Raw genomic sequence first — 25,066 nt, forward strand, 5'->3', positions numbered from 1 at the left:
AATCAACGACTCACAGCAATCGCCTGGTCACTCATGATACGCGGAGTCAGGAAGACCAGCAGCTCGGATTTTTTCTCTTGTAATGCATCGCGTCGAAACAGCCGCCCAACATACGGCAGATCGCCAAAAAATGGCACCTTGTCGACCACTTTGTTCTGCGACGTCGAGTACACGCCACCAATCACAATGGTCTGCCCATCGGTCACCCGCACCTTGGCGTTGACCTCGTTCTTGCGGATCGGCGGCACATCGTTGAGGGCATTGATGAAGTCCGGCTCATCCTTGGTCACCCGCACCGCCATGATCACCTTGCCGTCCGGCGTGATCTGCGGGGTCACCTCCAGCGACAGGGACGCCTCGCGGAAAGAGACCGACGTGGCGCCGCTGCGAGTGGTTTCCTGGTAGGGCACTTCGGTGCCCTTGAGTATGCGCGCGGTTTCCTTGTCGGCCGTGACCACCTTTGGCTGGGAGATGATCTCGCCGTTGCCGCTTTTTTCCATGGCGCTGAGCTCCAGGTCGAGCAGGATATCGCTGCGCAGCAGCCCCACTCCGAGCCCGGCAGCGGCGCGTTCGACGCCGAGATCGACGAACAGGTCGCTGCCCAACTGGCGATCCGTGCCATACAGAGGGCCACCCCAGCGCACGCCCAGGGCCTTTTCGTAATCGACATTGGCCTCGACGATCCGGGCCTCGATCATGACCTGGCGCACCGGTACATCCAGTTGCGTGACCAGCCTGCGCAGTTCGGCGAGCCGGGCGGCAGGCTGAGTAGCCACCAGTGTATTGGTGCGGGCGTCCACACTGAGGCTGCCACGCCCGGCCAGGGCACCGTCATCGGCCAGGCTCGACAACAGCAGCTCCGCCAGCTCGCCGGCCTTGGCATGGAAGACAGGGATCAATTCACGCTGCAGTGGCTCTAGCAATACCTCCTGACGCATGTCCTGGGCTTGCCCGGCGAGCTCGGCCACGGGAGCGACCAACAGCACATTCCCCTCCTGGCGCCTGCCCAGCCCCTTGCTGCGCAGCACCAGGTCAAGCGCCTGGTCCCAGGGCACATCCTCCAGACGCAGGGTTATCCGCCCCTGCACCGAGTCGCCCGCCACCAGGTTGATGCCCGCGTGGTCGGCCATGACCTGAAGCACCGAACGCAATTCGACATCCTGGAAGTTGAGCGACATCGGCTCACCCTGAAACGTCCCGGCCTGCACCATCGGCAGCCCCAGCATCAATAGCGCGCCGCTCCACCATCGCCTCGGTCTCATCCCTGACCTCTCCTTGCTCACGCGTTCCAAGAACCAGATACCTGGGTCGCGCCTGCCAGCGACCATCGATGTAGATCCGCTCGTGGACCTCCACCCGATCGACCTCGATGGCCACCACGACACCCCCTTCGAGCCCCAGCCGCTCGCCTGCCGCGATCCGATACAGGCGACCTGCGGAGCGCAGCAATGCCTGTCGTCGCCCTGCCTGGGAGAGGCTGCCGACCATCTCCAGCCGTGCCAAAGGAATATGCGCCGGCCCACTGCCCTCTTTCGGAAACGACCAGGCCCGGAACGGATCGAATGCCGCCCTCGACAAGCCTGCCTGGGCCGGTTCATCCGCCAATGACGCCGGAACTGGCAGCTCTTCCCCAGGGTGGTAGGCATGCAGTCGTAACAGAGCATCAACTCGCCCGACACCCTCATCCTCCAGGGCCAGCCTGAGCCGTTCCACGCTCAACAGACGCAATTGCCGCAGCCATTGCTCCAGCCACAGGCGCAGCGCCGGATACTGTCCCGACACCGCGATTTCCAGCGGTTGCACTCGGTACACTGAAGCCTGCTGCGCCTCCTGCACTTCGACTCGCTCGAATACCAGGCCATGTTCATGCCCCGATAACGCCAGCTGGTCGAGCAGCTCGCTCATGCCTTCTCCCGCGGCCAGCCGCCATCGTGCCGCCTGCAAAAGCGTCCGGGCACTCTCAAGCGCCTGTTGCTCGACACCCAGTTCGACGAGGCGCGTCCTGCGCCCCTCCAGTTCGTTCTGTAGCTGAAGCTGCAGCCGGACAGACTCGGCATGCCCCTGAACCGGGTCACGCAGACGAACCAGGTAGCCCACGCCAGCCACCAGGAGCGCGAGCAACAGGCACACCATGGCCCTCACCACGCCCGACCGGCCAGCCAGCGCCTGCCAGTCAAGGGGCCACCGGCGGCTCACGACTCACCCGCCAGCAATCGCGCCGCCAGCAGGAACTCGTCACCCTGGAGATGGCGCCTGAGGTGAACAAGTTCGAGGTCCCGCACCATGCCCACCTGTTCCAGATCGCGCATGAACCGGGCGACCACCGACGCAGAGGCTGCCAGACCGCCCAGGCGCAAACGCCCTGCCTCGACATCCACCTCCGTCAAGCGAGCCCCTTCTGGCAGGGCCTGTTCAAGGGCGAGGAACAGGCCAGGCATCTGCGACCGCCCGGCCCCCAGAGCGGTCACTGCGGCATGCTCGGCCTGCAGCGCCGCCCGCATGCCGCGCAGCTGATCGACCTGCCTCAATGTGGCATCGAGCCGCTCGAGCTCCGCCTGATGCGAGGCGACGACCAGTGATTGCCTGGCCAGACGCGACCGCGCCATCTGATCGAGCCATATGACCCCGCACAGTGCCACTACCAGGGCGACAACCAGCATGATCTGCAATCGTCGCACAACCCTGGCCCTACGCTGCTCGCGCCAAGGCATCAGGTTCAGTCTCGCCATCATGCCCGGCCTCCCATGGCCAGCCCGCAGGCCAGGACCATCGAAGCTGCGCGCAGGCCATCCCTCTCCAGCAGGCCGGTCAGAGGGTGTGGGCAACCCACCTGGCATTTCACACCCAAGTGCTCTCGCAAATACGCCGCCCGATCCCCATCAGCAGCGCAGCCGAACAGGACAACTTCCTCCACGGGCGCCCGTTCACCCAACCGCCAGAGATCATCGACAGCCTCACTCCATTGCGCCGGCGAGCCCAGGGCGAGCCGCTGTCGTTGCGGCGCGGGGCTGCCGTGCCAGCGGTGCATGACCACTTCGCCCGGCTCCAACTGCAGCAGTACCGCTCCACGAGCCGGCACCTCAGGCAGCAGCGCTCGCCGTAGCGCGAAGCTGTCCACCTCGACGGCCTCAAGCTGCAATCCGGCCCTGGTGAACACCCGCTCCAGCGGATCGAGCTGGCTTTGCCGACAGGCCACCACCAGTACCTCGACCTGTCCGGGATCGTTGGCGCATGCACCCTGCACCCAAAAGTCCAGGGCCAGATCCTCCAGCGGGAAGGGGAAAAGTTGCTCGGCCTGTGCCAGCACGGCGGCCTCGACATCAAGGTCGGCCAGCCCGACAGGTAACCGGCACACCTTGCAGATGACCTGGGAGGCGGGCAATGCCAAGGCGACCCGGAACTGCCTCGTCCGACATTGAACATGGGCCCGGCGCAATCCCATGACCAACCCCTCTGCCTCGTCGGATGTGGCACTGTCAGGCAGTGCAGGCTCGAAGCGCTCCTGCGCCCACCCCTGCACACGCCAACCGCCGCGCTGACGGTGCAGATGCAGCATTCGTATGGAATCGGAGGCAATTTCCACCCCCAGCAGTGAACCGGCGTCCCTACCAAAGCGTCCAAGCATGGCTGTTCCTTCCTGGTCATCGGCAGCCCCCGCCGTTGCGGCGCGGGCGGTCGTCCCGCGCCCCGGGCGGTCACCCGGTGGGACGAAAAATGCTTATAATGGCCAGCGTTTTTCTGTCCGCCGGCCCCGCGCGCAATCCACTCCTCAACCTGGACACCCAAAAGCCTTGATACGTCTGCTGAAGTTCTTCTGGTGGTCTCTCGTCGCCGTCATCTGCGCGCTCGTGCTCGGTGTGAGCGGTGCGTTTCTGTATCTTAGCCCCAGCCTGCCCTCGGTCGACGCGCTCAGAAGCGTCCAGTTGCAAATCCCCCTGAGGGTGTACAGCAGCGACGGCAAGCTGATTGCCGAGTTCGGCGAAATGCGGCGCTCGCCGATCAAGTTCCAGGAAATTCCCCCACAGTTCATCCAGGCGCTTCTGTCCGCCGAAGACGACAATTTCCTCAACCATTACGGGGTCGATCCGAGCAGCCTGATGCGCGCGGCATCGCAGCTGCTCAAGTCCGGACACATCCAGACCGGCGGCAGCACCATCACCATGCAGGTGGCGAAGAACTTCTTCCTCACCAGCGAGCGCAGCTTCTCGCGCAAGACCAACGAGATCCTGCTGGCCCTGCAGATCGAGCGCGAGCTGACCAAGGACGAGATCCTCGAGCTCTACGTCAACAAGATCTACCTGGGCAACCGCGCCTACGGCATCGATGCCGCGGCGCAGGTGTACTACGGCAAGTCGATCCGCGACGTGAGCCTGGCGCAGATGGCGATGATCGCCGGCCTGCCCAAGGCGCCATCGCGCTTCAACCCGCTGGCCAATCCGGTACGCGCCAAGGAGCGCCGTGACTGGATCCTCGGGCGCATGTACAAGCTCGGCAAGATCGACGAAGCCAGCTACCAGGCGGCCCTGGCCGAACCGCTGAACGCCAGCTACCACGTGCCGACCCCGGAAGTGAACGCCCCCTACGTCGCCGAGATGGCCCGTGCCGAGATGGTCGGCCGTTACGGCAGCGACGCCTATACCGAAGGCTTCCGCGTCACCACCACGGTACCGAGCGACATGCAGCAGATGGCCAACAGCGCGGTGCTCAACGGCCTCAGCGAGTACGACGAGCGCCACGGCTACCGCGGCCCCGAGGCACGCTTCCCGGGCAAGACCCGTGCGGCCTGGCTGCAGGAACTGGGCAAGCAGCGCACCCTCGGCGGCCTGGAGCCGGCCATCGTCACCCAGGTCGAGAAGACCGGCCTGAAGGTGATGACCCGCGGCGGCCTGGAAGAAACCGTGGCCTGGGACACCATGAAGTGGGCCCGCCCGTACCTCAACAGCAACTCGCAGGGGCGCTCGCCGCAATCGCCGGCCGACGTCGCCCAGGTCGGCGACCTGGTGCGCCTGCAGCGCCTGGAGGACGGCAAGCTCAAGTTCAGCCAGGTGCCCGGCGCCCAGAGCGCCCTGGTCACCCTCGACCCTTACAACGGTGCCATCCGCGCCCTGGTCGGCGGCTTCTCCTTCGAGCAGAGCAACTACAACCGCGCCATGCAGGCCAAGCGCCAGCCTGGCTCGAGCTTCAAGCCCTTCGTCTACAGCGCCGCGCTGGACAACGGCTACACCGCCGCCAGCCTGGTCAACGACGCGCCGATCGTGTTCGTCGACGAGTACCTGGACAAGGTCTGGCGTCCGAAGAACGACACCAATACCTTCCTCGGCCCGATCCGCATGCGCGAGGCGCTGTACAAGTCGCGCAACCTGGTTTCGATCCGCCTGCTGCAGGCCATGGGCGTGGACCGCACCATCGACTACATCGCCAAGTTCGGCTTCAACAAGCAGGACCTGCCGCGCAACCTGTCACTGGCACTGGGCACCGCGACCCTGACACCGATGGAGATCGCCACCGGCTGGAGCACCTTCGCCAACGGCGGCTACAAGATCAACCCCTACCTGATCGAGCGCGTCGAAAGCCGCAACGGCGAAACCCTCTTCACCGCCAACCCGGCACGGGTGCCCCAGGGCAGCCAGGACCAGGCCGGCCTCGCCGCCCCCGAACAGGCGATCAGCGTCGCGCCGATGCCGGGCGAAGCACCGTCGGCCCTTGGCCAGGTCGCCCCGGCACCACAGGTACCCGCCGTGGCCGAGCAGATCATCGACGGCCGCACCTCGTACATTCTCACCAGCATGCTGCAGGATGTGATCAAGCGCGGTACCGGCCGTCGCGCCCTGGCCCTCGGCCGCGCGGACCTGGCGGGCAAGACCGGGACCACCAACGAGTCCAAGGACGCCTGGTTCTCCGGCTACAACGCCGACTACGTCACCACCGTCTGGGTCGGTTTCGACCAGCCGGAAACCCTGGGCCGACGCGAGTACGGCGGCACCGTGGCGCTGCCGATCTGGATGAGCTTCATGGGCGCGGCGCTGAAGGACAAGCCTGAGCACGCGCCGGCCGAACCCGAAGGCATTCTCAGCCTGCGGGTAGACCCGGTCAGCGGCCGCGCCGCCACGCCAAGCACGCCCAATGCCTACTTCGAGCTGTTCAAGGCCGAGGACTCGCCTCCTTCGGTGGACGAGCTGGGCAATGGCGCGGCACCAGGCAGCCCGCTGCCGGCGGATGAAGCGGCGCCGATGGACCTGTTCTGACCAGGTAAACGACAAACCTCGAAGGCAACTTCGATCCTGTGGGAGCGGGTTTACCCGCAAAGGCTTCAGCGAAGCCAACGAGGCTTTCGCGGGCAAACCCGCTCCAACAATGGCTTCGGTGAATCCAAAAGCAAACAAAAAGCCCCGGCTCTCACGAGCCGGGGCTTTTTCATGACGCTACGACCGGATCAGCCGTTGAACACGTCATCCACGCTTTTCAGCGGGTAGTGCTTCGGATACGGCAGGGTGGCCACGCCGGATTCGATGGCGGCCTTGGCCACGGCATCGGAAACCACGGTGATCAGACGGGCATCCAGCGGCTTCGGAATGATGTACTCGCGACCGAATTCCAGGGCCTGCACGCCGTAGGCGTCGCAGACTTCCTTCGGTACCGGCTGCTTGGCCAGGTCCTTCAGGGCGATGGCGGCGGCGATCTTCATCTCTTCGTTGATGCGCTTGGCACGAACGTCCAGGGCACCGCGGAAGATGAACGGGAAGCCCAGTACGTTGTTGACCTGGTTCGGGTAGTCGGAACGACCGGTAGCCATGATCACGTCGCTGCGGGTGGCGTGAGCCAGCTCCGGGGCGATTTCCGGGTCCGGGTTCGAGCAGGCGAACACGATCGGGTTGGCGGCCATCGACTTCAGGCCTTCCGGGCTCAGCAGGTTCGGACCGGACAGGCCGACGAACACATCGGCGCCGTTCAGGGCATCGGCCAGGGTGCGCTTGTCGGTAGCGTGGGCGAACTGGGCCTTGTACTGGTTCAGGTCGTCGCGGCCGGCATGGATCACGCCGCTGCGGTCGATCATGAAGATGTTCTCGACCTTGGCGCCCATGCTCACCAGCAGCTTCATGCAGGAGATGGCGGCGGCACCGGCGCCCAGGCAGACGATCTTCGCCTCCTCGAGCTTCTTGCCGGCGATTTCCAGGGCGTTGATCATGCCGGCTGCGGTAACGATGGCGGTACCGTGCTGGTCATCGTGGAAGACGGGAATGTCGCACTGCTCGATCAGGGTGCGCTCGATCTCGAAGCACTCAGGTGCCTTGATGTCTTCCAGGTTGATGCCACCGAAGGTGATGGAGATGCGGCGAACGGTGTCGATGAAGGCCTGCGGGCTCTCCGACTCGACTTCGATATCGAACACGTCGATACCGGCGAAACGCTTGAACAGAACACCCTTGCCTTCCATCACCGGCTTGGAGGCCAGCGGGCCGAGGTCGCCCAGACCGAGGATGGCGGTGCCATCGGAAATCACCGCAACCAGGTTGCCCTTGCCGGTGTACTTGTAGGCCAGCTCAGGATCACGGCCGATCTCGCGCACGGGCTCGGCGACGCCTGGGCTGTAGGCCAGGGCGAGGTCACGGGCGGTGGCGGTGGGCTTGGAGAGCTCGACGCTCAGCTTCCCCGGACGGGGCTGGGCGTGGTATTCGAGAGCGGCGGTTTTCAGGTCTGACATGATGGGCATTCCGCTGTTTACTGTTCTGACGGACCGCCGAGGATACGCAAAGAGCCGGGGGGCGACAAGACTGCCCGGTCACTATGTGTCAAGGCCTTTGGCCTACGACTTTACGCTATAACCCACGGGGCTTACGGAAGCCAGTGTGTACAATCCAATAGCAAAATGTCTACAACTATTTACCCCGGGACAATCGCCAGCATGCTCGGATCGGTCAATGGCAACAGCCAGCGTCGCTGCCCGGGCTTGAGCCCTCCCTTGCGGGATCGATCCAGCACCCAGCCACGCGCCTCGACCTGGCGTCCCTTGAGGTTAGCGAAGAAGCTGGCGGGGAAGCGCTGCTGCAGACGAGCGGGGACCTGCAGCACCACGGCATCGTCGAGCTCCAGCCAGATACCGCCACGGTTGCGCTCGATCCCCTTGATCTGGCCGCCGATCACGGCAAAACCGGACTGCCTGACCTCCCCCGCACGTACCACCGGCGACTGGCGCCACAGCCCGGTTCCGGCGTTGCGCGCCTGCTGCTCGGCCTGTTGCTGGCAGCCCGACAAGGCCACGTTGGGGGCGATGGCGACCCGGTAGCCGAGGCCTTCACTGAGCAGTTGTGCTTCGAGATTGTCGCCAGTACGGCTATAGATGTGCGCCAGGGTACGACCGTACTTGTCCTTGGGTTCCACGCCCGGGACTAGGCCGACGCGACCATCGCTGGCCTCGACCAGCGCCTGCAGACGCCGTTTCGCAGCCTCGGCGTAGGGCTCGCTGGTGCGCCCCTTGCGGCCGATCTCGGGCGCATTGATGCCGATCAGCCGCACATTGCGGCCATCACCCAGGCGCAAGGTGTCGCCGTCGACCACCTGGCGCACCGTCACCTGCTGCGGCTGCTCGGGCAACGGACAGAAGGCCAGGGCCGGAAAATGCCAGATCGCGCCCACAAAAAAGGCGCCCACGAGGGGCGCCTTCTTTTGCAGCAACGCGAACCTCGAGAGATTCGCCATGCGCATGATTACTTCTTGGTACCGAACATACCGAAGCGATCGGCGAACTTCTGTACGCGACCACCGGTGTCCAGGACTTTCTGCTTACCGGTGTAGAACGGGTGGCACAGGTTGCAAACGTCGATCGCCAGGACGCTGCCCAGGGTCGAACGGGTTTCAAACTTGTTGCCGCAGCTGCAGGTGACTGCAACTACTTCGTAGTTCGGATGAATATCTGCTTTCATGGTCACTTCCTCGAGCTGCGTGCCGCCACCCAACACCTATTGTTGAATACCGCACGTAATTAGGCGGCGAATAATACCAGAGCGCGGCGGCAGCGCAAGTTGTCGCTTGCACCGACCGTCGTCTGCTAGGCTCGCCTGATTTGTGAAACGCCCTCCAGAGACCTTCCGCGTGTCCGACGTCATCCTGCGCCTTGCCCTGCCCTCGCCCCTGCGTCGCCTGTTCGACTACCGGGCGCCCGCGAGCATGGCGCGCCAGGCACTGACGCCGGGCATGCGCATCCGCGTGCCGTTCGGTCGCCGCGAGATGATCGGCGTGCTGGTGGAGGCCGCGACGCACAGCGAAGTCCCCGCCGACAAGCTCAAGCCGGCCAGCGCCCTGCTCGACCCGGTTTCGCCAGTGCCGCCCGCCCTGTTCAAGCTGTGCCTGTGGACGGCGCAGTACTACCAGCACAGCCTGGGCGACACCTTGAGCTGGGCGCTGCCGACCCTGCTGCGCCAGGGCGAGCCGGCCGAGGTGCGTCAGGAGCGCTTCTGGCACGTCGCCCCCGGGGCACGCCTGGAGGACCCGCGCATCGCCCGCGCCCCGCGCCAGCGCGATGCCCTCAAGACCCTGTCACAGCACCCCCACGGCGTGGCCCACAGCCTGTTGAGCAAGCTCGGCCTGAACAAGGACAGTCTCGACCTGCTGCTGGCCAAGGAGCTGGTGAACGTCGAGGTCCGCCGTCACCTGCCCGCCGCACGCCACGAGCACTGGCTGGCCCAGCCGGAGCTGCCGCTCAACGAGGAGCAGCGCGCGGCGTTCGAGGCGGTGCGCGCGGGCTTCGGCGCCTTCCACGCCTATCTGCTGGCCGGCGTCACCGGCAGCGGCAAGACCGAGGTGTACCTGCAGCTGATCCGCGAGACCCTCGAAGCCGGCAAGCAGGCGCTGATCCTGATCCCCGAGATCAACCTCGGCCCGCAGACCCTGCAACGCTTCGAGCAGCGCTTCAACGCCCGCATCGCCCTGCTGCACTCGGCGGTGGGCGACCGCGAACGCCTGGACGCCTGGCTGGCGGCCCGCGATGGCGACGCCGACATCATCATCGGCACCCGCTCGGCGCTGTTCACGCCAATGAAGAACCCGGGCCTGATCATCATCGACGAGGAGCACGACGGCTCCTATAAACAGCAGGAAGGCCTGCGTTACCACGCCCGCGACCTGGCCGTGGTCCGCGCCCACCAGGAGAACATCCCGATCCTGCTGGGCTCGGCCACGCCGTCGCTGGAAAGCCTGCACAACGCCCACGGCGGTCGCTACGGCCTGCTGCGCATGAACCAGCGTGCCGGCGGCGCCAAGGCACCCCGTTTCCTGCGCCTTGATGTGCGCAGCCTGCCGTTGGACAGCGGCATCAGCGGTCCGCTACAGCAGGCCATCCGCCAGACCCTGGAGGCCGGCCAGCAGGTGCTGGTGTTCCTCAACCGCCGCGGCTTCGCCCCGACGCTGCTGTGCCACGACTGCGGCTGGCTGTCCGAATGCCCGCGCTGCGATGCGCGCATGACCGTGCACCAGCGTTCCGCCGTGCTGCGCTGCCACCATTGCGGCTACGATGAACGCCTGCCGTTGCAGTGCCCGCAATGCGCCCATGTCGACCTGCGTCCGGTAGGGGCCGGCACCGAGCGTGCCGAAGAGCGGCTCAAGGTGCTGTTCCCCGACTACCCGATCCTGCGCGTGGACCGCGACAGCACCTCGCGCAAGGACGCCATGCACAACCTGTTCGCCACCATCCAGCGCGGTCAGCCGAGCATCCTGGTCGGCACCCAGATGTTGGCCAAGGGGCACCACTTCCCCCGCGTCACCCTGGTGGCGATTCTCGATGCCGACGGTGGACTGTTCTCCGGCGACTTCCGCGCCAGCGAGCGCATGGCCCAGCTGATCGTCCAGGTTGCCGGTCGCGCCGGACGCGCCGAGGAACCGGGCAAGGTCATCGTGCAGACCCACCTGGCCGACCATCCGCTGCTGGTGCAACTGACCGAACAGGGCTACTTCGCCTTCGCCGAGCAGGCCCTGAGCGAACGCCGCGCCGCCGGCCTGCCGCCGTTCGCCCATCTGGCCCTGCTGCGTGCGGATGCGCACAAGCCGGGCCAGGCCGAGAGCTTTCTCGACGAAGCCTGCGCCGCCGCCGAGCGGGTCATGGCCGAACAGGGTCTGCACGGCATCGAGCTGCTGGGGCCGGTCCCGGCGCCCATGGAACGACGGGCGGGCCGCTTCCGCGCGCAACTATTGCTCCAGGCCAATGCCCGGGCTCAGTTGCATCGACTGATCAGTGCCTGGTTGCTAGTGTTGGAGCAGATGCCATCGGGGCGGCAGGTGCGCTGGTCGCTGGATGTCGATCCGGTCGACCTTTACTGACTGTTTCAGGGTTGTCGTGGGAGCGGGCTTGCCCCGCGATGGCGTCATCGCGGGGCAAGCCCGCTCCCACGCCGACAATGGCTTGTGCCCCAAAAGGTTGGCAACCCGCCCCCGGCAACGGATAATGCCCAGTTTTTCCACCTGCGCATCGAAGCGCTCACCGCGCTTGCGGTCGAAAAGAGAATCCCATGAAAGACACCATTCGCCAGCTGATCCAGCAAGCCCTCACCCAACTCGTCGCCGACGGTGTGCTGCCTGAAGGGCTGACGCCGGCGATCCAGGTGGAAAACGCCCGGGACAAGACCCACGGCGACTTCGCCAGCAACATCGCCATGATGCTGGCCAAGCCGGCCGGCATGAAGCCGCGCGATCTGGCCGAAAAACTCATCGCCAGCCTGCCGGCCAGCCCCGACATCACCAAGGTCGAGATCGCCGGCCCCGGCTTCCTGAACTTCTTCCAGAACACCCAGGCCCTGGCCAGCCGCCTCGACGCCGCCCTGGCCGACGAGCACCTGGGCGTGCGCAAGGCCGGCCCGGCCGAGAAGGTGGTGATCGACATGTCGGCGCCGAACCTGGCCAAGGAGATGCATGTCGGCCACCTGCGCTCGACCATCATCGGCGACAGCGTCGCCCGCGTGCTGGAGTTCCTCGGCGATGACGTCATCCGCCAGAACCACGTGGGCGACTGGGGCACCCAGTTCGGCATGCTGCTGGCCTACCTGGAAGAAAACCCGATCACCAGCGACGAGCTGTCGGACCTGGAGAACTTCTACCGCGCCGCCAAGAAGCGTTTCGACGAGTCCGAGGACTTCGCCACCCGCGCCCGCGGCCTGGTGGTCAAGCTGCAGGCCGGCGACCCTGAGTGCATGGCCCTGTGGACGCGCTTCAAGGACATCTCGCTGTCCCACTGCCAGAAGACCTACGAGCTGCTCAACGTCAAGCTGACCATGGCCGACGTGATGGGCGAGAGCGCCTACAACGCCGACCTGGCCAACGTGGTCGCCGACCTCAAGACCAAGGGCCTGCTGGTCGAGGACCAGGGCGCCCAGTGCGTGTTCCTCGAAGAGTTCAAGAATGCCGAGGGCGATCCGCTGCCGGTGATCGTGCAGAAGGCCGACGGCGGCTACCTGTACGCCACCACCGACCTGGCCGCCGTGCGCTACCGCAGCAACACGCTGCAGGCCGACCGCGCCCTGTACTTCGTCGACCAGCGCCAGGCCCTGCACTTCAACCAGGTGTTCGAAGTGGCCCGCCGCGCCGGTTTCGTCGGCCACCCGATGAAGATGGAGCACATGGGCTTCGGCACCATGAACGGCGCCGATGGCCGCCCGTTCAAGACCCGTGATGGCGGCACCGTCAAGCTGATCGACCTGCTCACCGAGGCCAAGGACCGCGCCTACGCGCTGGTCAAGGAGAAGAACCCGTCGCTGGCCGAGGACGAACTGCGCCACATCGGCGAGGTGGTCGGCATCGGCGCGGTCAAGTACGCCGACCTGTCCAAGCACCGCACCAGCGACTACAGCTTCAACTTCGAGCTGATGCTCAACTTCGAAGGCAACACCGCGCCGTACCTGCTGTACGCCTACACCCGCGTGGCCGGCGTGTTCCGCAAGCTCGGCAAGGGCTTTGACGAAGTCGACGGCAGCATCGTCCTGCAGGCACCGCACGAGCAGGACCTGGCCGCGCGCCTGGCGCAGTTCGGCGAGATCCTGAACAACGTCGCCGAAAAAGGCACGCCGCACGTGCTGTGCAGCTACCTGTACGACCTCGCCGGCCTGTTCTCCAGCTTCTACGAGAACTGCCCGATCCTTTCCGCCGAAACCGCCGAACAGCAGCAGAGCCGCCTGCGCCTGGCTGCCCTGACCGGCCGCACCCTCAAGCAGGGCCTGGAACTGCTCGGCCTGGAAACCCTGGAGCGCATGTAAGTTGGCTGCAAAGAAGAAACCCGCACCCAAGCGCGGCGCCAGCCGCTCCCAACCGCCTGCCAGCAAGCAGCCGATCCCGGGCTGGGTGTGGCTGGCGGTCGGCCTGACGGTCGGCGCCTTCATCGTCTTCCTGATGAAGCTCGAGCCGGGCGGCGACGACATCCAGCGCGCCAAACCCGAGCAACAGAAGCCAGTCGCCGAGGCAAGCAAGACCACCACGCCGACACCACAGCAGCCGGTGAAGCCGAAGTACGACTTCTACACCCTGCTGCCGGAGTCGGAAGTGATCGTGCCGCCCGAGGCCGTGCCGGAGAAGACCCCGCCGGTACCGGCGCAGCCGCCCGTGCCGAGCACGCCGGTCACCCCGGCGGAAGCGGCGAAGATCGACACCGCCCGCGCCCAGGCCGCGCTGATGGGGCAGACTCCGCCACCAGCACCTCCGGTGATCAAGCCGGCGGCCACCACCCAGTTCTTCCTGCAGGCCGGCTCGTTCCGCAAGCAGGCGGACGCCGACAAGGTCCGCGCGCAGATCATCCTGCTCGGCCAGGCGGTCAAGGTGGAGTCGGGCACGGTCAAGGAAGAGACCTGGTACCGCGTGATGGTCGGCCCGTTCAGCAACCGTGAACAGCTGACCGTGGCGCAGAAGCAACTGGCCGGGGCAGGCTTCAGCAACCTGCTGCTGCAACAACGGCGCCAGTAACGAGAAAGGCCTTGCCGCACTTAGCGACAAGGCCTTTTTTCATACCCGGCGACGCTCGGCATTGACCTGAGAGATCTGGCTATTGAGCGTCCAGAAGTCATACAGCACGCCCAGCAGGAACAGACCGCCGGTGAACAGGTAGATCAAGGCACTGATCCACTTGCCCTGGTACAGCCGGTGCACGCCGAAGATGCCCAGGAAGGTCAGTAGGATCCACGCCAGGTTGTAGTCCACCCCGCCCGATTCGAAGCGCATGTCAGCCTCGCGGTCCATCGACGGGATCAGGAACAGGTCGATCAGCCAGCCGATACCCAGCAGCCCGAGGGTGAAGAACCAGATTGTCCCGGTGATCGGCTTGCCGTAGTAGAAACGGTGCGAGCCGGTGAAACCGAAGATCCACAGCAGATAGCCGAGGACCTTGCTGTGGGTGTCGTGCGAAGGGGCACCCTGTTGATAACCATTCATTCGAAGCCCTCGTGGGATAGCCGAAAATTTTCTAACGAAAAATGTGACTTTTTCGTTTTGACCCGACATATGGTACGTGGCTGAGCGACCAACGGATCAGAATTTGATCAAAAAGCTGTTATAAAGTTGCGCGCCAACACTTATAAAGAGCTTCATCTATGCCACCTTTCTTCAAGACATGGCTGACCCTCTGCCTCTTATTGCCCCTGGCCGCCCACGCCACCAACCGTGAGCAACGTCTTCCCAGCGGATTCACCGGTTACACGACCAACGCCGATACCACGGTGAAACGCGCCCCGATCCAGTACCGCAACACGGCCAGCCTGCGCGCCCGCCCGGCCAACGCCGCCAAGCAGCACGCCGTGGGCATGCAGGCGGTGGCGATGTCGCCCAAGCAGAGCAGCGAAGTGCTCAGCCGTGCGGTGAACGTGCTCGGCACGCCCTATCGCTGGGGCGGCAGCAGCCCGAAAAAGGGCTTCGACTGCAGCGGCCTGGTCAAGTATGCGTTCAACGATGTGGCAGATGTCGACCTGCCACGCACCTCCAATGCCATGGCCCAGGGCCAGGGCGTCAAGGTGGCCAAGGGCGACCTCAAGCCAGGCGACCTGATCTTCTTCAACATCAAGAGCCGTCGGGTCAACCACGTCGCCATCTACCTGGGCAACGACCGCTTCATCCACGCGCCACGCACCGGCAAGCGGGTGAGCATCGACAGCCTGGAGAAGCCTTACTGGCAGAAGCATTATGTTGTGGCCAAGCGGGTGCTGCCCAAGCAGCAACAGGCGCTGAGCCTGGCCAAACGCTGAAACGCCCAGCAGTCCCTGCGGGAGATCGCAGGGAACCATGATTGCGCGACCAGCGCGCACCCTGTGGGAGCGGCTTTAGCCGCGAAGCAAGCGACGCGGTGGATGGCACCGGCTTCGCCGGTGTTCGCGGCTAAAGCCGCTCCCACAGGGGCTGCGGTGCACTTTCAGTCTCTGTGGACGTTCCTAACCCACTATCAAACCCCGCGCCTCCAGCGCCCGCAGCGCCCCCTCCATCGTGCACATCCCCACCGCCGCACCGGCCTGCATCAGCGAATGAATCTGCGCCAGGCGCCCCTCGCGTATCAGGTTGCGCACCGCAGGCGTCGCCACCAGCACCTCCCGCGCCGCGACACGCCCGCCGCCTGATCGCCGAACCAGCAACTGCGCAACCACCAACCGCAGGGAGTCGGCCAGCATGCTGCGCACCAGCGGTTTTTCCTCCGCCGCGAACACCTCCACCAGTCGATCGATGCTGCTCACCGCCGACCGCGTATGCACCGTGGCCAGCACCAGATGCCCGGTTTCCGCGGCGCGCAACGCCAGGCGAATGCTGTGCAGATCGCGCAGCTCGCCGATCATGATCACGTCCGGGTCCTGACGCAGGGCACTGCGCAAGGCCTGGGCAAAGTCACGGCTATGCAGGCCGACCTCACGCTGGCTGACCAGGCTGCGCTGGTTGGCATGGATGAACTCGATCGGCTCTTCAAGCGTGACGATATGCAATGCGTATTCGCAATTAAGCCCATCGATTAGTGCCGCCAAGGTATTCGACTTGCCGCTGCCGGTGGCCCCACCCACCAGGACCAGACCATCCCGATACCGGGAGATGATTTGAAACACTTCCGTCAGTTCAAGCGCCGCCAGACAGGGCACGCTCGCGGGGATCAAACGCACGCTGGCGCTCGGGCCATTGCGCTGGCGGAACAGGTTCAGCCGAAAACGCCCCAGCCCATCCAGGCTCACCGCCAGGTCCAGCTCATCGCCGGCAGCCCACTGTCGCCGCTGCTCATCATCGAGCAAGGCGGCCATCCCGCCTTCCAGCACTCCTGCCGTCAGCAGCGGGAGGTCCAGGCGCTGCAACACCCCATCCACTCGCAGCAGCGGCCGCTCGCCTGCGGCCAGGTGCAGGTCGCTGGCACCGGCAGCCAGGGCCCGGCCCAACAGGTCGGTCACATCCATGAGACTCCCCAACGGCGATCAAGCAGGTAGAATGCCGCAGACCACAAAGCCTTCGGCGACGAACCATGTCCACCCTAGCAGACAACATTGGCGCCATTGCCACCCGCATCGACAGCGCGGCCAGGGCCGCCGGACGCGACCCGGCCAGCATCCATCTGCTGGCAGTGAGCAAGACCAAGCCCGCCAGCGCGATTCGCGAGGCCTACGCCGCCGGGCTGCGCGATGTGGGCGAGAACTACCTTCAGGAAGCCCTGACAAAACAACAGGCACTTTCCGACCTGCCCTTGATCTGGCACTTCATCGGCCCCATCCAGTCGAACAAGACCAAGGCCATCGCCGAGCATTTCGACTGGGTACATTCCGTGGACCGCCTGAAGATCGCCCAACGCCTCTCCGAGCAGCGCCCTGCCGGCCTGGCGCCGCTGAACGTCTGCCTGCAGGTCAACGTCAGCGGCGAGGACAGCAAGTCCGGCTGCGCGCCCGCCGAGCTGCCGGCCCTGGCCAAGGCTGTGAACGCCCTGCCCGGTCTGCGCCTGCGCGGCCTGATGGCGATTCCGGAGCCGACCGAGGACCGCGCCGAGCAGGAAGCCGCCTTTGCCATCCTGCGCCAGCTCCAGGCGCAGCTGAACCTCGGCCTGGACACCCTGTCGATGGGCATGAGCCACGACCTGGAGGCCGCCATCGCCCAAGGTGCGACCTGGGTCCGCATCGGCACCGCCCTGTTCGGCGCCCGCGACTACGGACAGCCCTGAATCCATGCTTAACTCACTCTTTCCTTCAAGGACCTGACATGAGCAAGACTCGTATTGCCTTTATCGGCGCCGGCAACATGGCCGCCAGCCTGATCGGCGGCCTGCGTGCCCAGGGCCTGGACGCCGCGCAGATCCGCGCCAGCGACCCGGGTGCCGAGACCCGCGCGCGGATCCAGGCCGAGCACGGCATCGAAGCCTTCGAAAGCAACGCCCAGGCCATCGAAGGCGTGGACGTGATCGTGCTGGCGGTCAAACCGCAGGTCATGAAGGCGGTCTGCGAAACGCTGAAGCCGAACCTCAAGCCCGGCCAACTGGTGGTGTCCATCGCCGCCGGCATCACCTGCGCCAGCCTGCAGGCCTGGCTGGGCGCGATACCGGTGGTGCGCTGCATGCCCAACACTCCGGCGCTGCTGCGCCAGGGCGTCAGCGGCCTGTACGCCACCGGGGAAGTGTCCACCGAGCAGCGCCAGCAGGCCGAACAACTGCTTTCGGCCGTCGGCACCGCCTTGTGGCTGGACAAGGAACAACAGCTGGATGCCGTCACCGCCGTCTCCGGCAGCGGCCCGGCCTATTTCTTCCTGCTGATCGAAGCCATGACAGCCGCCGGCGAGAAACTCGGCCTGCCGCGTGAAACCGCCTCGCAACTCACCTTGCAGACCGCCCTGGGAGCCGCCCGCATGGCGGTTGCCAGCGATGTCGACGCCGCCGAGCTGCGCCGCCGCGTGACCTCGCCGGCCGGCACCACGGAAGCGGCGATCAAGTCGTTCCAGGCCAGCGGTTTCGAGGCGATCGTCGAGCAGGCACTTCAGGCCGCGGCGAAGCGTTCCGCCGAACTGGCCGAACAACTGGGCAAATAAGGAGCCATTGATGAATGCATTGTCCGGCGCCGCGATCTTCGTGGTGCAAACCCTGGTCAGCCTGTACCTGGTGATCGTCCTGCTGCGCTTCGTGCTGCAACTGGTCAAGGCCGACTTCTACAACCCGCTGAGCCAGTTCGCCGTGCGCGCCACCCAGCCGCTGCTCAAGCCGCTGCGCCGGGTGGTCCCCAGCATCGCCGGCCTGGATACCTCCTCGCTGCTGCTGTCGATCCTGATCCAGGCGCTGCTGATGGCCTTCGTGCTGATGGTCACCTACGGTACCTTCGGCGACATCCTGCACCTGCTGATGTGGTCGATCCTGGGCATCACCTCGCTGTTCCTGAAGATCTTCTGGGTGGCAATGATCGTCATGGTCATCGTCTCGTGGGTCGCGCCGAACAGCCACAACCCCGCTGCCGAGCTGGCCTACCAGATCAGCGAGCCGGTGCTGGCGCCGTTCCGCCGCCTGGTGCCGAACCTCGGCGGCATGGACATTTCGCCGATCTTCGCCTTCATCGCCATCCAGGTGATCCAGTCGTTCCTGATGCCCCAGCTGGCGGCCTACGCCGGCATGCCACAAGAGCTGTGGCGGATGATCTGATCCGTACTGCATCCAGCGGCAAGCCTTTGCTTGCCGCTGGGGGTAGCGCTCTTTAGACTTACGCCTCCGTCAAGCGTGAGCAGGGTCGATGTCCACTGTCCTTCCCGAAGATTCCGTCGGTCTGGTAACACCGCAGATTGCCCGGTTCGATGAACCGCTGGCCCTGGCTTGTGGCCGCTCCCTGGCCTCGTACGAGCTCATCTACGAAACCTATGGCACCCTCAACGCCGCCGCCAGCAATGCCGTGCTGATCTGCCATGCGTTGTCCGGCCATCACCATGCCGCCGGCTACCATGCCGCCACCGACCGCAAGCCGGGCTGGTGGGACAGCTGCATCGGCCCCGGCAAGCCGATCGACACCAACCGCTTCTTCGTGGTCAGCCTGAACAACCTCGGCGGCTGCAACGGCAGCACCGGCCCCAGCAGCCTCAACCCGGCCACCGGCAAGCCCTACGGCGCCGACTTCCCGGTACTGACCGTGGAGGACTGGGTTCACAGCCAGGCGCGCCTGGCCGACCGCTTAGGTGTACAGACCTGGGCCGCCATCGTCGGTGGCAGCCTCGGCGGCATGCAGGCCCTGCAGTGGACCATCACCTACCCGGACCGCGTGCGTCACTGCGTGGACATCGCCTCGGCGCCCAAGCTGTCGGCGCAGAACATCGCCTTCAACGAAGTGGCGCGCCAGGCCATCCTCACCGACCCCGAGTTCCACGGCGGCTCGTTCCAGGACCAGGGCGTGATTCCCAAGCGCGGCCTGATGCTGGCGCGCATGGTCGGCCACATCACCTACCTGTCCGACGACTCGATGGGCGAGAAATTCGGCCGCGAACTCAAGAGCGACAAGCTCAACTACGACTTCCACAGCGTCGAGTTCCAGGTCGAGAGCTACCTGCGCTACCAGGGCGAAGAGTTCTCCGGCCGCTTCGACGCCAACACCTACCTGCTGATGACCAAGGCGCTGGACTACTTCGACCCGGCTGCAGCCCATGGCGGCGACCTGGCGGCAACCCTGGCCCATGTCACGGCGGACTACTGCATCATGTCGTTCACCACCGACTGGCGCTTCTCGCCGGCCCGCTCGCGGGAGATCGTCGACGCCCTGATGGCCGCGCGCAAGAACGTCTGCTACCTGGACATCGACTCGCCCTATGGCCACGACGCCTTCCTCATCCCGACGCCCCGCTACATGCAGGGTTTCGCGAACTACATGAACCGCATCGCCCTCTGAGGACCGCATGAGAGCCGACCTGGAAATCATCCAAGACTGGATCCCCGCTGGCAGCCGAGTCCTCGACCTGGGCTGCGGCAACGGCGAACTGCTGGCCTCCTTGCGCGAGCGCAAGAATGTCACCGGCTATGGCCTGGAGATCGACGCCGATAACATCGCCGCCTGCGTGGCCAAGGGCGTCAACGTCATCGAGCAGGACCTGGACAAGGGCCTGGGCAACTTCGCCAGCAACAGTTTCGACGTGGTGGTCATGACCCAGGCCCTGCAGGCCGTGGAGTACCCCGACCGGATCCTCGACGAGATGTTGCGGGTGGGCCGCCAGTGCATCATTACCTTCCCCAACTTCGGCCACTGGCGCTGCCGCTGGTACCTGGCGACCAAGGGTCGCATGCCGGTTTCGGACTTCATGCCGTATACCTGGTACAACACGCCGAACATCCACTTCTGCACCTTCGAGGACTTCGAGAACCTGTGCCATGAGCGCCACGCCAAGGTTCTCGACCGCCTGGCCGTCGACCGTCTGCACCGTAACGGGTTGGGCGGGCGGCTATGGCCTAATCTTCTAGGTGAGATCGGTATCTATCGGGTCAGCAGCCCGGGCCTGCAGGAGCATCAGCTCGCGGTCTGACCCCCGCGAACGGAGGAATGGGATCATGCGTCGACTAGCACTGTTTCTGATCAGCCTGTGCCTGGCCTTGCCGGTACTGGCTGCCGATGCCGCCAAGCCGGAGCGCAAGGAGGTGTTCGGCGATGTGACGGTCCACTACAGCGCCTTCACCTCGAGCATGCTGCAACCGGACATCGCCGCCGCCACGGGCCTGACCCGCAGCAAGAACCAGGGCGTGCTCAACATCGCCGTGCTCAAGGCCGAGAAGCCTTCGACAGCAGTGGTCAGCGGCACGGTGAAGGACCTGACCGGGCGCAGCAACCCGCTGTCGTTCAAGCAGATCACCGATCAGGGCGCGGTCTACTACATCGCCCAGTTCAAGATCGACCAGGCCGAGACCGTCACCTTCGATATCAACGTCGAAACCGGTGGCGTCAGCCATAAACTCAGCTTCAACCAGGAAGTGTTCCCAGGCGAATGATGAATCTTACGCAACTCGTATTGGCCAGCCACAACGCCGGCAAGCTCAAGGAACTGCAGGCCATGCTCGGCGAGTCCGTGCACCTGCGTTCGATCGGCGAATTCAGCCAGGTGGAGCCGGAAGAGACCGGCCTGTCGTTCGTCGAGAACGCCATCCTCAAGGCGCGCAACGCCGCACGCATCTCCGGCCTGCCGGCCCTGGCCGACGACTCGGGCCTGGCGGTGGACTTCCTCGGCGGCGCGCCGGGCATCTACTCGGCGCGCTACGCCGACGGCAAGGGCGACGCGGCGAACAACGCCAAGCTGCTCGAAGCGCTCAAGGACGTGCCTGCAGACCAGCGCGGCGCGCAGTTCGTCTGCGTCCTGGCCCTGGTGCGGCATGCCGACGATCCGCTGCCGATCCTCTGCGAAGGCCTGTGGCACGGCAGCATCCTGTTCGAGGCCAGCGGTGAGCACGGCTTCGGCTACGACCCGCTGTTCTGGGTCCCGGAGCGCAACTGCTCCAGCGCCGACCTCGCCCCGGTCGACAAGAACCAGCTCAGCCACCGCGCCCGCGCCATGGCCCTGCTGCGTCAACGTCTGGGCCTGGCATGACCGAAAAGCTGTTCGTGCAACCGGCGGGCCTGATCCTTCCCGAGCTCCCGCCGCTGTCGCTGTACATCCATATTCCCTGGTGCGTGCGCAAATGCCCGTACTGCGACTTCAACTCGCACCAGGCCGGTCCGGCGCTGCCGGAAGCCGAATACATCGACGCCCTGCTGGCCGATCTCGACCAGGAGCTGCCTGCCGTCCAGGGCCGCCCGATCAGCACGATCTTCTTCGGCGGCGGCACCCCCAGCCTTTTCAGCGCCGATGCGCTGGGTCGTCTGCTGCGCGGAGTCGAGCAACGCATCCCGTTCGCCCCGGACATCGAGATCACCCTCGAGGCCAACCCGGGCACCTTCGAGCAGGAGAAGTTCAAGGCCTACCGGCAGACCGGCATCAACCGCCTGTCCATCGGCGTGCAGAGTTTCCAGCCAGCCAAGCTCGAGAAGCTCGGGCGCATCCACAATGGTGCCGAAGCGGTGCGCGCCGCAGACATGGCCCGTGCGGCAGGCTTCGACAACTTCAACATGGACCTGATGCACGGCTTGCCGGACCAGTCGCTCGGCGACGCCCTGGGCGACCTGCGCCAGGCCATCGAACTGGCGCCGACGCACCTGTCCTGGTACCAGCTGACGGTAGAGCCGAACACGGTGTTCTGGAACCAGCCGCCCGAGCTGCCCGAGGACGATATCCTTTGGGATATCCAGGAAGCCGGCCAGGCGTTGATGGCCGAGCACGGTTACCGCCAGTACGAAGTCTCGGCCTACGCCCAGGCCGACCGTGCCGCGCGGCACAATCTGAACTACTGGCGCTTCGGCGACTTCATCGGCATCGGTGCCGGCGCCCATGGCAAACTGTCGTTCCCGGACGGACGCATCCTGCGCACCTGGAAGACCCGCCTGCCCAAGGACTACCTGAACCCGGCCAAGCCGTTCAAGGCGGGCGAGAAGCTGCTGCCGGCCGATGAGCTACCCTTCGAGTTCCTGATGAACGCCCTGCGCCTCACCGACGGAGTGGAAGCCGAACTGTTCAGCCTGCGCACCGGCCTACCCTTGGCACAACTGGCCGAGGCCCGCCGTGAAGCCGAACAAAAAGGCCTTTTGCAGGTCGAACCGGATCGGCTGGCCGCCACACCGCGCGGTCAGCTGTTCCTCAACGACCTGCTGCAGTACTTCTTGAATTAAGGATGACCCATGGACCTGGTACTTGACCTGCTCTCGACCGTTTCCCGCTGGAGCCGCAGCAACCTGTCAGAAATTTCGCTGGCCCTGGTGGGCTGCCTGCTGGTGCTGTTCGGCACCGACATCAAGGGCTGGGTGGAAGGCCGCCTGGGTGGCCTGGCCGGTGCCCTGCGGGTGCCGTTCATGGCGCTGCTGGTGATGATCGGCAGCGGCGCGGCACTGATCTATGCGACGCCGTGGATCGTGAAGGGGCTGGGGCAGTTCAACAACTATGCGCTGGCACCGGTGCTGCTGGTGGTGCTTGTATTGATTGGGGTCGTAGCTGATCGGCGGGGCTGAGTGCTGACACGACTTCGCAAGATTGAACCGCTCCTGTGGGAGCGGGTTCACCCGCGAAGCAGACAACACTATGGTTGGCACCGGCTTCGCCGGTGTTCGCGGGTAAACCCGCTCCCACAGAGTCCCTGACGGACCTGAAAACAACCAGGATCCGGATCAGCTTCCAGACGCGGCTCAGCGTATTCAGCAAACGCTTCATATGCCTTGGCCTCCGTGTTGGCTGGGCCAATCTTCCAGCGTCTGACCGGCACTTCGACGCCTTCGGAGATCATGTGAAGTCTCTCCAGTGAAGTGGCCAGGTGGGTGGCCCTTCGAGAAACTACCGGCGCGGTTCGTGGGCCGCGTCGAAGGGGCCGAGAATGAGTTCGTTTCCCGGCCCATCACTGGATTAATCCACATGAGAGCGGCGCCACTTTACGCCAGCAGAAAACTCAATGTTGTTACTGGCACGTTCACAGTTAATGCTGGATATTTCCACCATTGACGTAGTATCAAGGCAGCCCTAGTATCGCGCTTGTGAAGTCTCTCCAGTGATACTGAAGTAGGCAGGCCTAGGGCTCGTAACCCAAAGCCCGCATAAAAAAACCGCCCTTCGCCAGGCGGTTTTTTTTATGGATGCAGGCAGACCTGGCTGGCGCCCTGCCGATGTATCCCAAGGTGCACGGGGCGGCTTATCGGCGGGGCTGAGCGCTTGCTAAAAGCCGCCCTGGCGAGCCAGGACGGCTTCTCACCCGACTAACCCTTAGCGGGCATCGTCAAAGTGATCACGCAGGAAGTCCCTGACAGACCTGAAAACAATCAGGATCCGAATCAGCTTCCAGACGCGGCTCAGCGTATTCAGCAAACGCTTCATATGCCTTGGCCTCCGTGTTGGCTGGGCCAATCTTCCAGCGTCTGACCGGCACTTCGACGCCTTCGGAAATCGTGTGAACCATCTCCAGTGAAGCGGCCAGGTGGATGGCCCTTCGAAAACTCCACCGGCGCGGTTCGTGGGCCGCGTCGAAGGGGCCGAGACAACGGATTGAATTCGTTCCCGGCCCGACACTGGAAAGAATCACATGGGAGCGGCGTGATCTTACGCTTTCTGAAAAGGTGAAGCTGTTACTCGCCCAGTCACACGTAATGCTGGATATTTCCACGATTGACGTGACCTCCAGGCAACCCTAGTATTTAAACCGTGAACTGTCTCCAGTGAAAATGAAACACGCAGGCAGAGGATTCGTAACCCGAAGCCCGCATAAAAAAACCGCCCTTCTCAAGGCGGTTTTTTTGTACCTGCAACCTCGCAGGCTTGAAGGACAGCGCCGAACGAATCCGGCTCAGCTCACCTTCTCGAATTTCAAGTCCCACACCCCATGCCCAAGGCGTTCACCACGGCGCTCGAACTTGGTGATCGGCCGTTCTTCCGGGCGTGGCACGTAGGCGCCATCGGCCGCCTGGTTGCGATAGCCTGGCGCTGCGCTCATCACTTCCAGCATGTATTCGGCATAGGGCTCCCAGTCGGTCGCCATGTGGAATACGCCACCGGGCTTGAGCTTGCGGCGCACCAGCTCGGCAAACTCCAGCTGGACGATCCGGCGCTTGTGATGACGCGCCTTGTGCCACGGATCCGGGAAGAACAGCATCAGGCGATCGAGGCTGTTGTCGGCCACGCAGCGGTTGAGCACTTCGATGGCATCACAGTCGTACACCCGCAGGTTCTTCAGGCCCTGGGTCAGCACGCCATTGAGCAACGCGCCGACACCCGGACGGTGCACTTCGACACCGATGAAGTCCAGCTCCGGCGAGGCGGCGGCCATTTCCAGCAGCGAATGGCCCATGCCGAAGCCGATCTCCAGGGTGCGCGGCGCCGAACGGCCGAACACCTGGTCGTAGTCCACTGGGCTATCGGTCAGCGGCAGGATGAACAGCGGACCACCCTGCTCCAGGCCGCGTTGCTGGCCTTCGGTCATGCGCCCGGCACGCATCACGAAACTCTTGATGCGGCGGTGCGGGCGGGCTTCGCCGTCTTCGGTGATCGGCGTTTCTTGCGATTCAGTCATCTGGGGCTC

Annotated in this window: 25 protein-coding genes; 14 read left to right on the forward strand and 11 right to left on the reverse strand. The window is 64.8% G+C overall.

Annotation, left to right across the window (positions count from 1 at the left end; translation table 11 throughout):
- Positions 1 to 2: 2 nt before the first annotated feature.
- From VUG52_RS25485 to pilM, 4 genes are all read right to left on the reverse strand, one after another.
- Positions 3 to 1,226: a type IV pilus secretin PilQ gene (locus VUG52_RS25485; protein WP_052896131.1), complete on the reverse strand. Its 1,224-nt coding sequence runs from the start codon at positions 1,224 to 1,226 to the stop codon at positions 3 to 5.
- Positions 1,183 to 2,133, reverse strand: coding sequence for a pilus assembly protein PilP (locus VUG52_RS25490; protein ID WP_331832238.1), 951 nt, complete (start codon positions 2,131 to 2,133; stop codon positions 1,183 to 1,185). The genes VUG52_RS25485 and VUG52_RS25490 overlap by 44 nt, the downstream gene beginning before the upstream one ends.
- A 59-nt stretch (positions 2,134 to 2,192) precedes the next feature.
- Complete coding sequence (locus tag VUG52_RS25495; protein WP_162232988.1) at positions 2,193 to 2,660, reverse strand: PilN domain-containing protein; 468 nt, start codon at positions 2,658 to 2,660, stop codon at positions 2,193 to 2,195.
- A 68-nt stretch (positions 2,661 to 2,728) separates the two neighbouring features.
- Positions 2,729 to 3,625 (reverse strand): type IV pilus biogenesis protein PilM, encoded by an 897-nt coding sequence (pilM, locus tag VUG52_RS25500; protein WP_331832239.1) that lies wholly within the window; start codon positions 3,623 to 3,625, stop codon positions 2,729 to 2,731.
- A 169-nt stretch (positions 3,626 to 3,794) separates the two neighbouring features.
- Here pilM and VUG52_RS25505 point away from each other — a divergent pair, with 169 nt between their 5' ends.
- Complete coding sequence (locus VUG52_RS25505) at positions 3,795 to 6,245, forward strand: penicillin-binding protein 1A (RefSeq protein WP_442964610.1); 2,451 nt, start codon at positions 3,795 to 3,797, stop codon at positions 6,243 to 6,245.
- Positions 6,246 to 6,433: 188 nt separating this feature from the next.
- Here VUG52_RS25505 and VUG52_RS25510 read toward each other — a convergent pair whose 3' ends face one another.
- The 3 genes from VUG52_RS25510 to rpmE all read right to left on the reverse strand — a co-directional run bounded on the left by VUG52_RS25510 (position 6,434) and on the right by rpmE (position 8,921).
- Positions 6,434 to 7,702 carry a malic enzyme-like NAD(P)-binding protein gene (locus tag VUG52_RS25510; RefSeq protein WP_050707349.1) on the reverse strand — a complete coding sequence of 423 codons (1,269 nt, stop codon included), beginning with the start codon at positions 7,700 to 7,702 and terminating at the stop codon, positions 6,434 to 6,436.
- A gap of 179 nt (positions 7,703 to 7,881) precedes the next feature.
- Entirely contained in the window at positions 7,882 to 8,703 is an 822-nt protein-coding gene (locus tag VUG52_RS25515; protein ID WP_050707350.1) for a thermonuclease family protein, read from the reverse strand.
- A 2-nt stretch (positions 8,704 to 8,705) separates the two neighbouring features.
- A complete protein-coding gene (rpmE, locus tag VUG52_RS25520; RefSeq protein WP_011531746.1) occupies positions 8,706 to 8,921 on the reverse strand; it encodes a 50S ribosomal protein L31 in 216 nt (71 codons plus the stop codon).
- Positions 8,922 to 9,090: 169 nt separating this feature from the next.
- On the opposite strand from rpmE, the gene VUG52_RS25525 reads away from it, so the two are divergent.
- From VUG52_RS25525 to VUG52_RS25535, 3 genes are all read left to right on the forward strand, one after another.
- Positions 9,091 to 11,310, forward strand: coding sequence for a primosomal protein N' (locus VUG52_RS25525; protein WP_050707351.1), 2,220 nt, complete (start codon positions 9,091 to 9,093; stop codon positions 11,308 to 11,310).
- Between the two features lie 188 nt (positions 11,311 to 11,498).
- Positions 11,499 to 13,235 (forward strand): arginine--tRNA ligase, encoded by a 1,737-nt coding sequence (argS, locus tag VUG52_RS25530; protein ID WP_050707352.1) that lies wholly within the window; start codon positions 11,499 to 11,501, stop codon positions 13,233 to 13,235.
- 1 nt (position 13,236) lies between these two features.
- Positions 13,237 to 13,935, forward strand: coding sequence for an SPOR domain-containing protein (locus VUG52_RS25535; protein ID WP_262950679.1), 699 nt, complete (start codon positions 13,237 to 13,239; stop codon positions 13,933 to 13,935).
- 39 nt (positions 13,936 to 13,974) lie between these two features.
- On the opposite strand, the gene VUG52_RS25540 is transcribed toward VUG52_RS25535, so the two are convergent.
- The gene (locus VUG52_RS25540; RefSeq protein ID WP_023630210.1) at positions 13,975 to 14,400 is read right to left on the reverse strand and encodes an NINE protein; all 426 of its coding nucleotides are present in this window, start codon (positions 14,398 to 14,400) and stop codon (positions 13,975 to 13,977) included.
- Between the two features lie 158 nt (positions 14,401 to 14,558).
- Here VUG52_RS25540 and VUG52_RS25545 point away from each other — a divergent pair, with 158 nt between their 5' ends.
- On the forward strand, positions 14,559 to 15,206 hold the full coding sequence (locus VUG52_RS25545) for a C40 family peptidase (RefSeq protein WP_050707354.1): 648 nt from the start codon (positions 14,559 to 14,561) through the stop codon (positions 15,204 to 15,206).
- Between the two features lie 183 nt (positions 15,207 to 15,389).
- Here the strand turns inward: VUG52_RS25545 and VUG52_RS25550 are convergent, their stop codons facing one another.
- Entirely contained in the window at positions 15,390 to 16,385 is a 996-nt protein-coding gene (locus tag VUG52_RS25550; RefSeq protein WP_331832241.1) for a type IV pilus twitching motility protein PilT, read from the reverse strand.
- 65 nt (positions 16,386 to 16,450) lie between these two features.
- Between VUG52_RS25550 and VUG52_RS25555 the strand changes: the two genes are divergently transcribed.
- From VUG52_RS25555 to VUG52_RS25595, 9 genes are all read left to right on the forward strand, one after another.
- Positions 16,451 to 17,137 (forward strand): YggS family pyridoxal phosphate-dependent enzyme, encoded by a 687-nt coding sequence (locus VUG52_RS25555; protein ID WP_050707356.1) that lies wholly within the window; start codon positions 16,451 to 16,453, stop codon positions 17,135 to 17,137.
- A 38-nt stretch (positions 17,138 to 17,175) separates the two neighbouring features.
- Complete coding sequence (gene proC / locus VUG52_RS25560) at positions 17,176 to 17,994, forward strand: pyrroline-5-carboxylate reductase (RefSeq protein WP_050707357.1); 819 nt, start codon at positions 17,176 to 17,178, stop codon at positions 17,992 to 17,994.
- A gap of 10 nt (positions 17,995 to 18,004) precedes the next feature.
- Positions 18,005 to 18,595: a YggT family protein gene (locus VUG52_RS25565; RefSeq protein WP_050707358.1), complete on the forward strand. Its 591-nt coding sequence runs from the start codon at positions 18,005 to 18,007 to the stop codon at positions 18,593 to 18,595.
- Positions 18,596 to 18,683: 88 nt separating this feature from the next.
- Positions 18,684 to 19,823: a homoserine O-succinyltransferase MetX gene (metX, locus tag VUG52_RS25570; RefSeq protein WP_050707359.1), complete on the forward strand. Its 1,140-nt coding sequence runs from the start codon at positions 18,684 to 18,686 to the stop codon at positions 19,821 to 19,823.
- A gap of 7 nt (positions 19,824 to 19,830) precedes the next feature.
- Complete coding sequence (gene metW / locus VUG52_RS25575) at positions 19,831 to 20,451, forward strand: methionine biosynthesis protein MetW (protein ID WP_011531735.1); 621 nt, start codon at positions 19,831 to 19,833, stop codon at positions 20,449 to 20,451.
- Positions 20,452 to 20,476: 25 nt separating this feature from the next.
- Complete coding sequence (locus VUG52_RS25580; protein ID WP_028689126.1) at positions 20,477 to 20,911, forward strand: DUF4426 domain-containing protein; 435 nt, start codon at positions 20,477 to 20,479, stop codon at positions 20,909 to 20,911.
- The gene (rdgB, locus tag VUG52_RS25585) at positions 20,908 to 21,504 is read left to right on the forward strand and encodes an RdgB/HAM1 family non-canonical purine NTP pyrophosphatase (protein WP_331832242.1); all 597 of its coding nucleotides are present in this window, start codon (positions 20,908 to 20,910) and stop codon (positions 21,502 to 21,504) included. The genes VUG52_RS25580 and rdgB overlap by 4 nt, the downstream gene beginning before the upstream one ends.
- Positions 21,501 to 22,679, forward strand: coding sequence for a radical SAM family heme chaperone HemW (hemW, locus tag VUG52_RS25590; RefSeq protein ID WP_050707361.1), 1,179 nt, complete (start codon positions 21,501 to 21,503; stop codon positions 22,677 to 22,679). Before rdgB ends, hemW begins: the two co-directional genes overlap by 4 nt.
- A gap of 9 nt (positions 22,680 to 22,688) precedes the next feature.
- The gene (locus VUG52_RS25595; RefSeq protein ID WP_011531731.1) at positions 22,689 to 23,015 is read left to right on the forward strand and encodes a DUF3392 family protein; all 327 of its coding nucleotides are present in this window, start codon (positions 22,689 to 22,691) and stop codon (positions 23,013 to 23,015) included.
- A 764-nt stretch (positions 23,016 to 23,779) separates the two neighbouring features.
- Here VUG52_RS25595 and VUG52_RS25600 read toward each other — a convergent pair.
- Positions 23,780 to 24,154 carry a hypothetical protein gene (locus VUG52_RS25600; protein ID WP_262950694.1) on the reverse strand — a complete coding sequence of 125 codons (375 nt, stop codon included), beginning with the start codon at positions 24,152 to 24,154 and terminating at the stop codon, positions 23,780 to 23,782.
- A 180-nt stretch (positions 24,155 to 24,334) separates the two neighbouring features.
- On the reverse strand, positions 24,335 to 25,057 hold the full coding sequence (trmB, locus tag VUG52_RS25605; protein ID WP_028689129.1) for a tRNA (guanosine(46)-N7)-methyltransferase TrmB: 723 nt from the start codon (positions 25,055 to 25,057) through the stop codon (positions 24,335 to 24,337).
- Between the last annotated feature and the right edge of the window lie 9 nt (positions 25,058 to 25,066).

This window comes from Pseudomonas sp. LH21, from assembly GCF_036549575.1.
GTDB lineage: Bacteria > Pseudomonadota > Gammaproteobacteria > Pseudomonadales > Pseudomonadaceae > Aquipseudomonas > Aquipseudomonas peradeniyensis.

Bases quoted from the DNA above. Each gene is read 5' to 3' on its own strand.
- VUG52_RS25485 (WP_052896131.1), bottom strand. From the start codon at position 1,226: ATGCTGGGGCTGCCGATGGTGCAGGCCGGGACGTTTCAGGGTGAGCCG.
- VUG52_RS25490 (WP_331832238.1), bottom strand. From the start codon at position 2,133: ATGGTGTGCCTGTTGCTCGCGCTCCTGGTGGCTGGCGTGGGCTACCTG.
- VUG52_RS25495 (WP_162232988.1), bottom strand. From the start codon at position 2,660: ATGCTGGTTGTCGCCCTGGTAGTGGCACTGTGCGGGGTCATATGGCTC.
- pilM (WP_331832239.1), bottom strand. From the start codon at position 3,625: ATGCTTGGACGCTTTGGTAGGGACGCCGGTTCACTGCTGGGGGTGGAA.
- VUG52_RS25510 (WP_050707349.1), bottom strand. From the start codon at position 7,702: ATGTCAGACCTGAAAACCGCCGCTCTCGAATACCACGCCCAGCCCCGT.
- VUG52_RS25515 (WP_050707350.1), bottom strand. From the start codon at position 8,703: ATGCGCATGGCGAATCTCTCGAGGTTCGCGTTGCTGCAAAAGAAGGCG.
- rpmE (WP_011531746.1), bottom strand. From the start codon at position 8,921: ATGAAAGCAGATATTCATCCGAACTACGAAGTAGTTGCAGTCACCTGC.
- argS (WP_050707352.1), top strand. From the start codon at position 11,499: ATGAAAGACACCATTCGCCAGCTGATCCAGCAAGCCCTCACCCAACTC.
- VUG52_RS25540 (WP_023630210.1), bottom strand. From the start codon at position 14,400: ATGAATGGTTATCAACAGGGTGCCCCTTCGCACGACACCCACAGCAAG.
- VUG52_RS25545 (WP_050707354.1), top strand. From the start codon at position 14,559: ATGCCACCTTTCTTCAAGACATGGCTGACCCTCTGCCTCTTATTGCCC.
- VUG52_RS25550 (WP_331832241.1), bottom strand. From the start codon at position 16,385: ATGGATGTGACCGACCTGTTGGGCCGGGCCCTGGCTGCCGGTGCCAGC.
- VUG52_RS25555 (WP_050707356.1), top strand. From the start codon at position 16,451: ATGTCCACCCTAGCAGACAACATTGGCGCCATTGCCACCCGCATCGAC.
- proC (WP_050707357.1), top strand. From the start codon at position 17,176: ATGAGCAAGACTCGTATTGCCTTTATCGGCGCCGGCAACATGGCCGCC.
- VUG52_RS25565 (WP_050707358.1), top strand. From the start codon at position 18,005: ATGAATGCATTGTCCGGCGCCGCGATCTTCGTGGTGCAAACCCTGGTC.
- metX (WP_050707359.1), top strand. From the start codon at position 18,684: ATGTCCACTGTCCTTCCCGAAGATTCCGTCGGTCTGGTAACACCGCAG.
- metW (WP_011531735.1), top strand. From the start codon at position 19,831: ATGAGAGCCGACCTGGAAATCATCCAAGACTGGATCCCCGCTGGCAGC.
- VUG52_RS25580 (WP_028689126.1), top strand. From the start codon at position 20,477: ATGCGTCGACTAGCACTGTTTCTGATCAGCCTGTGCCTGGCCTTGCCG.
- rdgB (WP_331832242.1), top strand. From the start codon at position 20,908: ATGATGAATCTTACGCAACTCGTATTGGCCAGCCACAACGCCGGCAAG.
- hemW (WP_050707361.1), top strand. From the start codon at position 21,501: ATGACCGAAAAGCTGTTCGTGCAACCGGCGGGCCTGATCCTTCCCGAG.
- VUG52_RS25595 (WP_011531731.1), top strand. From the start codon at position 22,689: ATGGACCTGGTACTTGACCTGCTCTCGACCGTTTCCCGCTGGAGCCGC.
- trmB (WP_028689129.1), bottom strand. From the start codon at position 25,057: ATGACTGAATCGCAAGAAACGCCGATCACCGAAGACGGCGAAGCCCGC.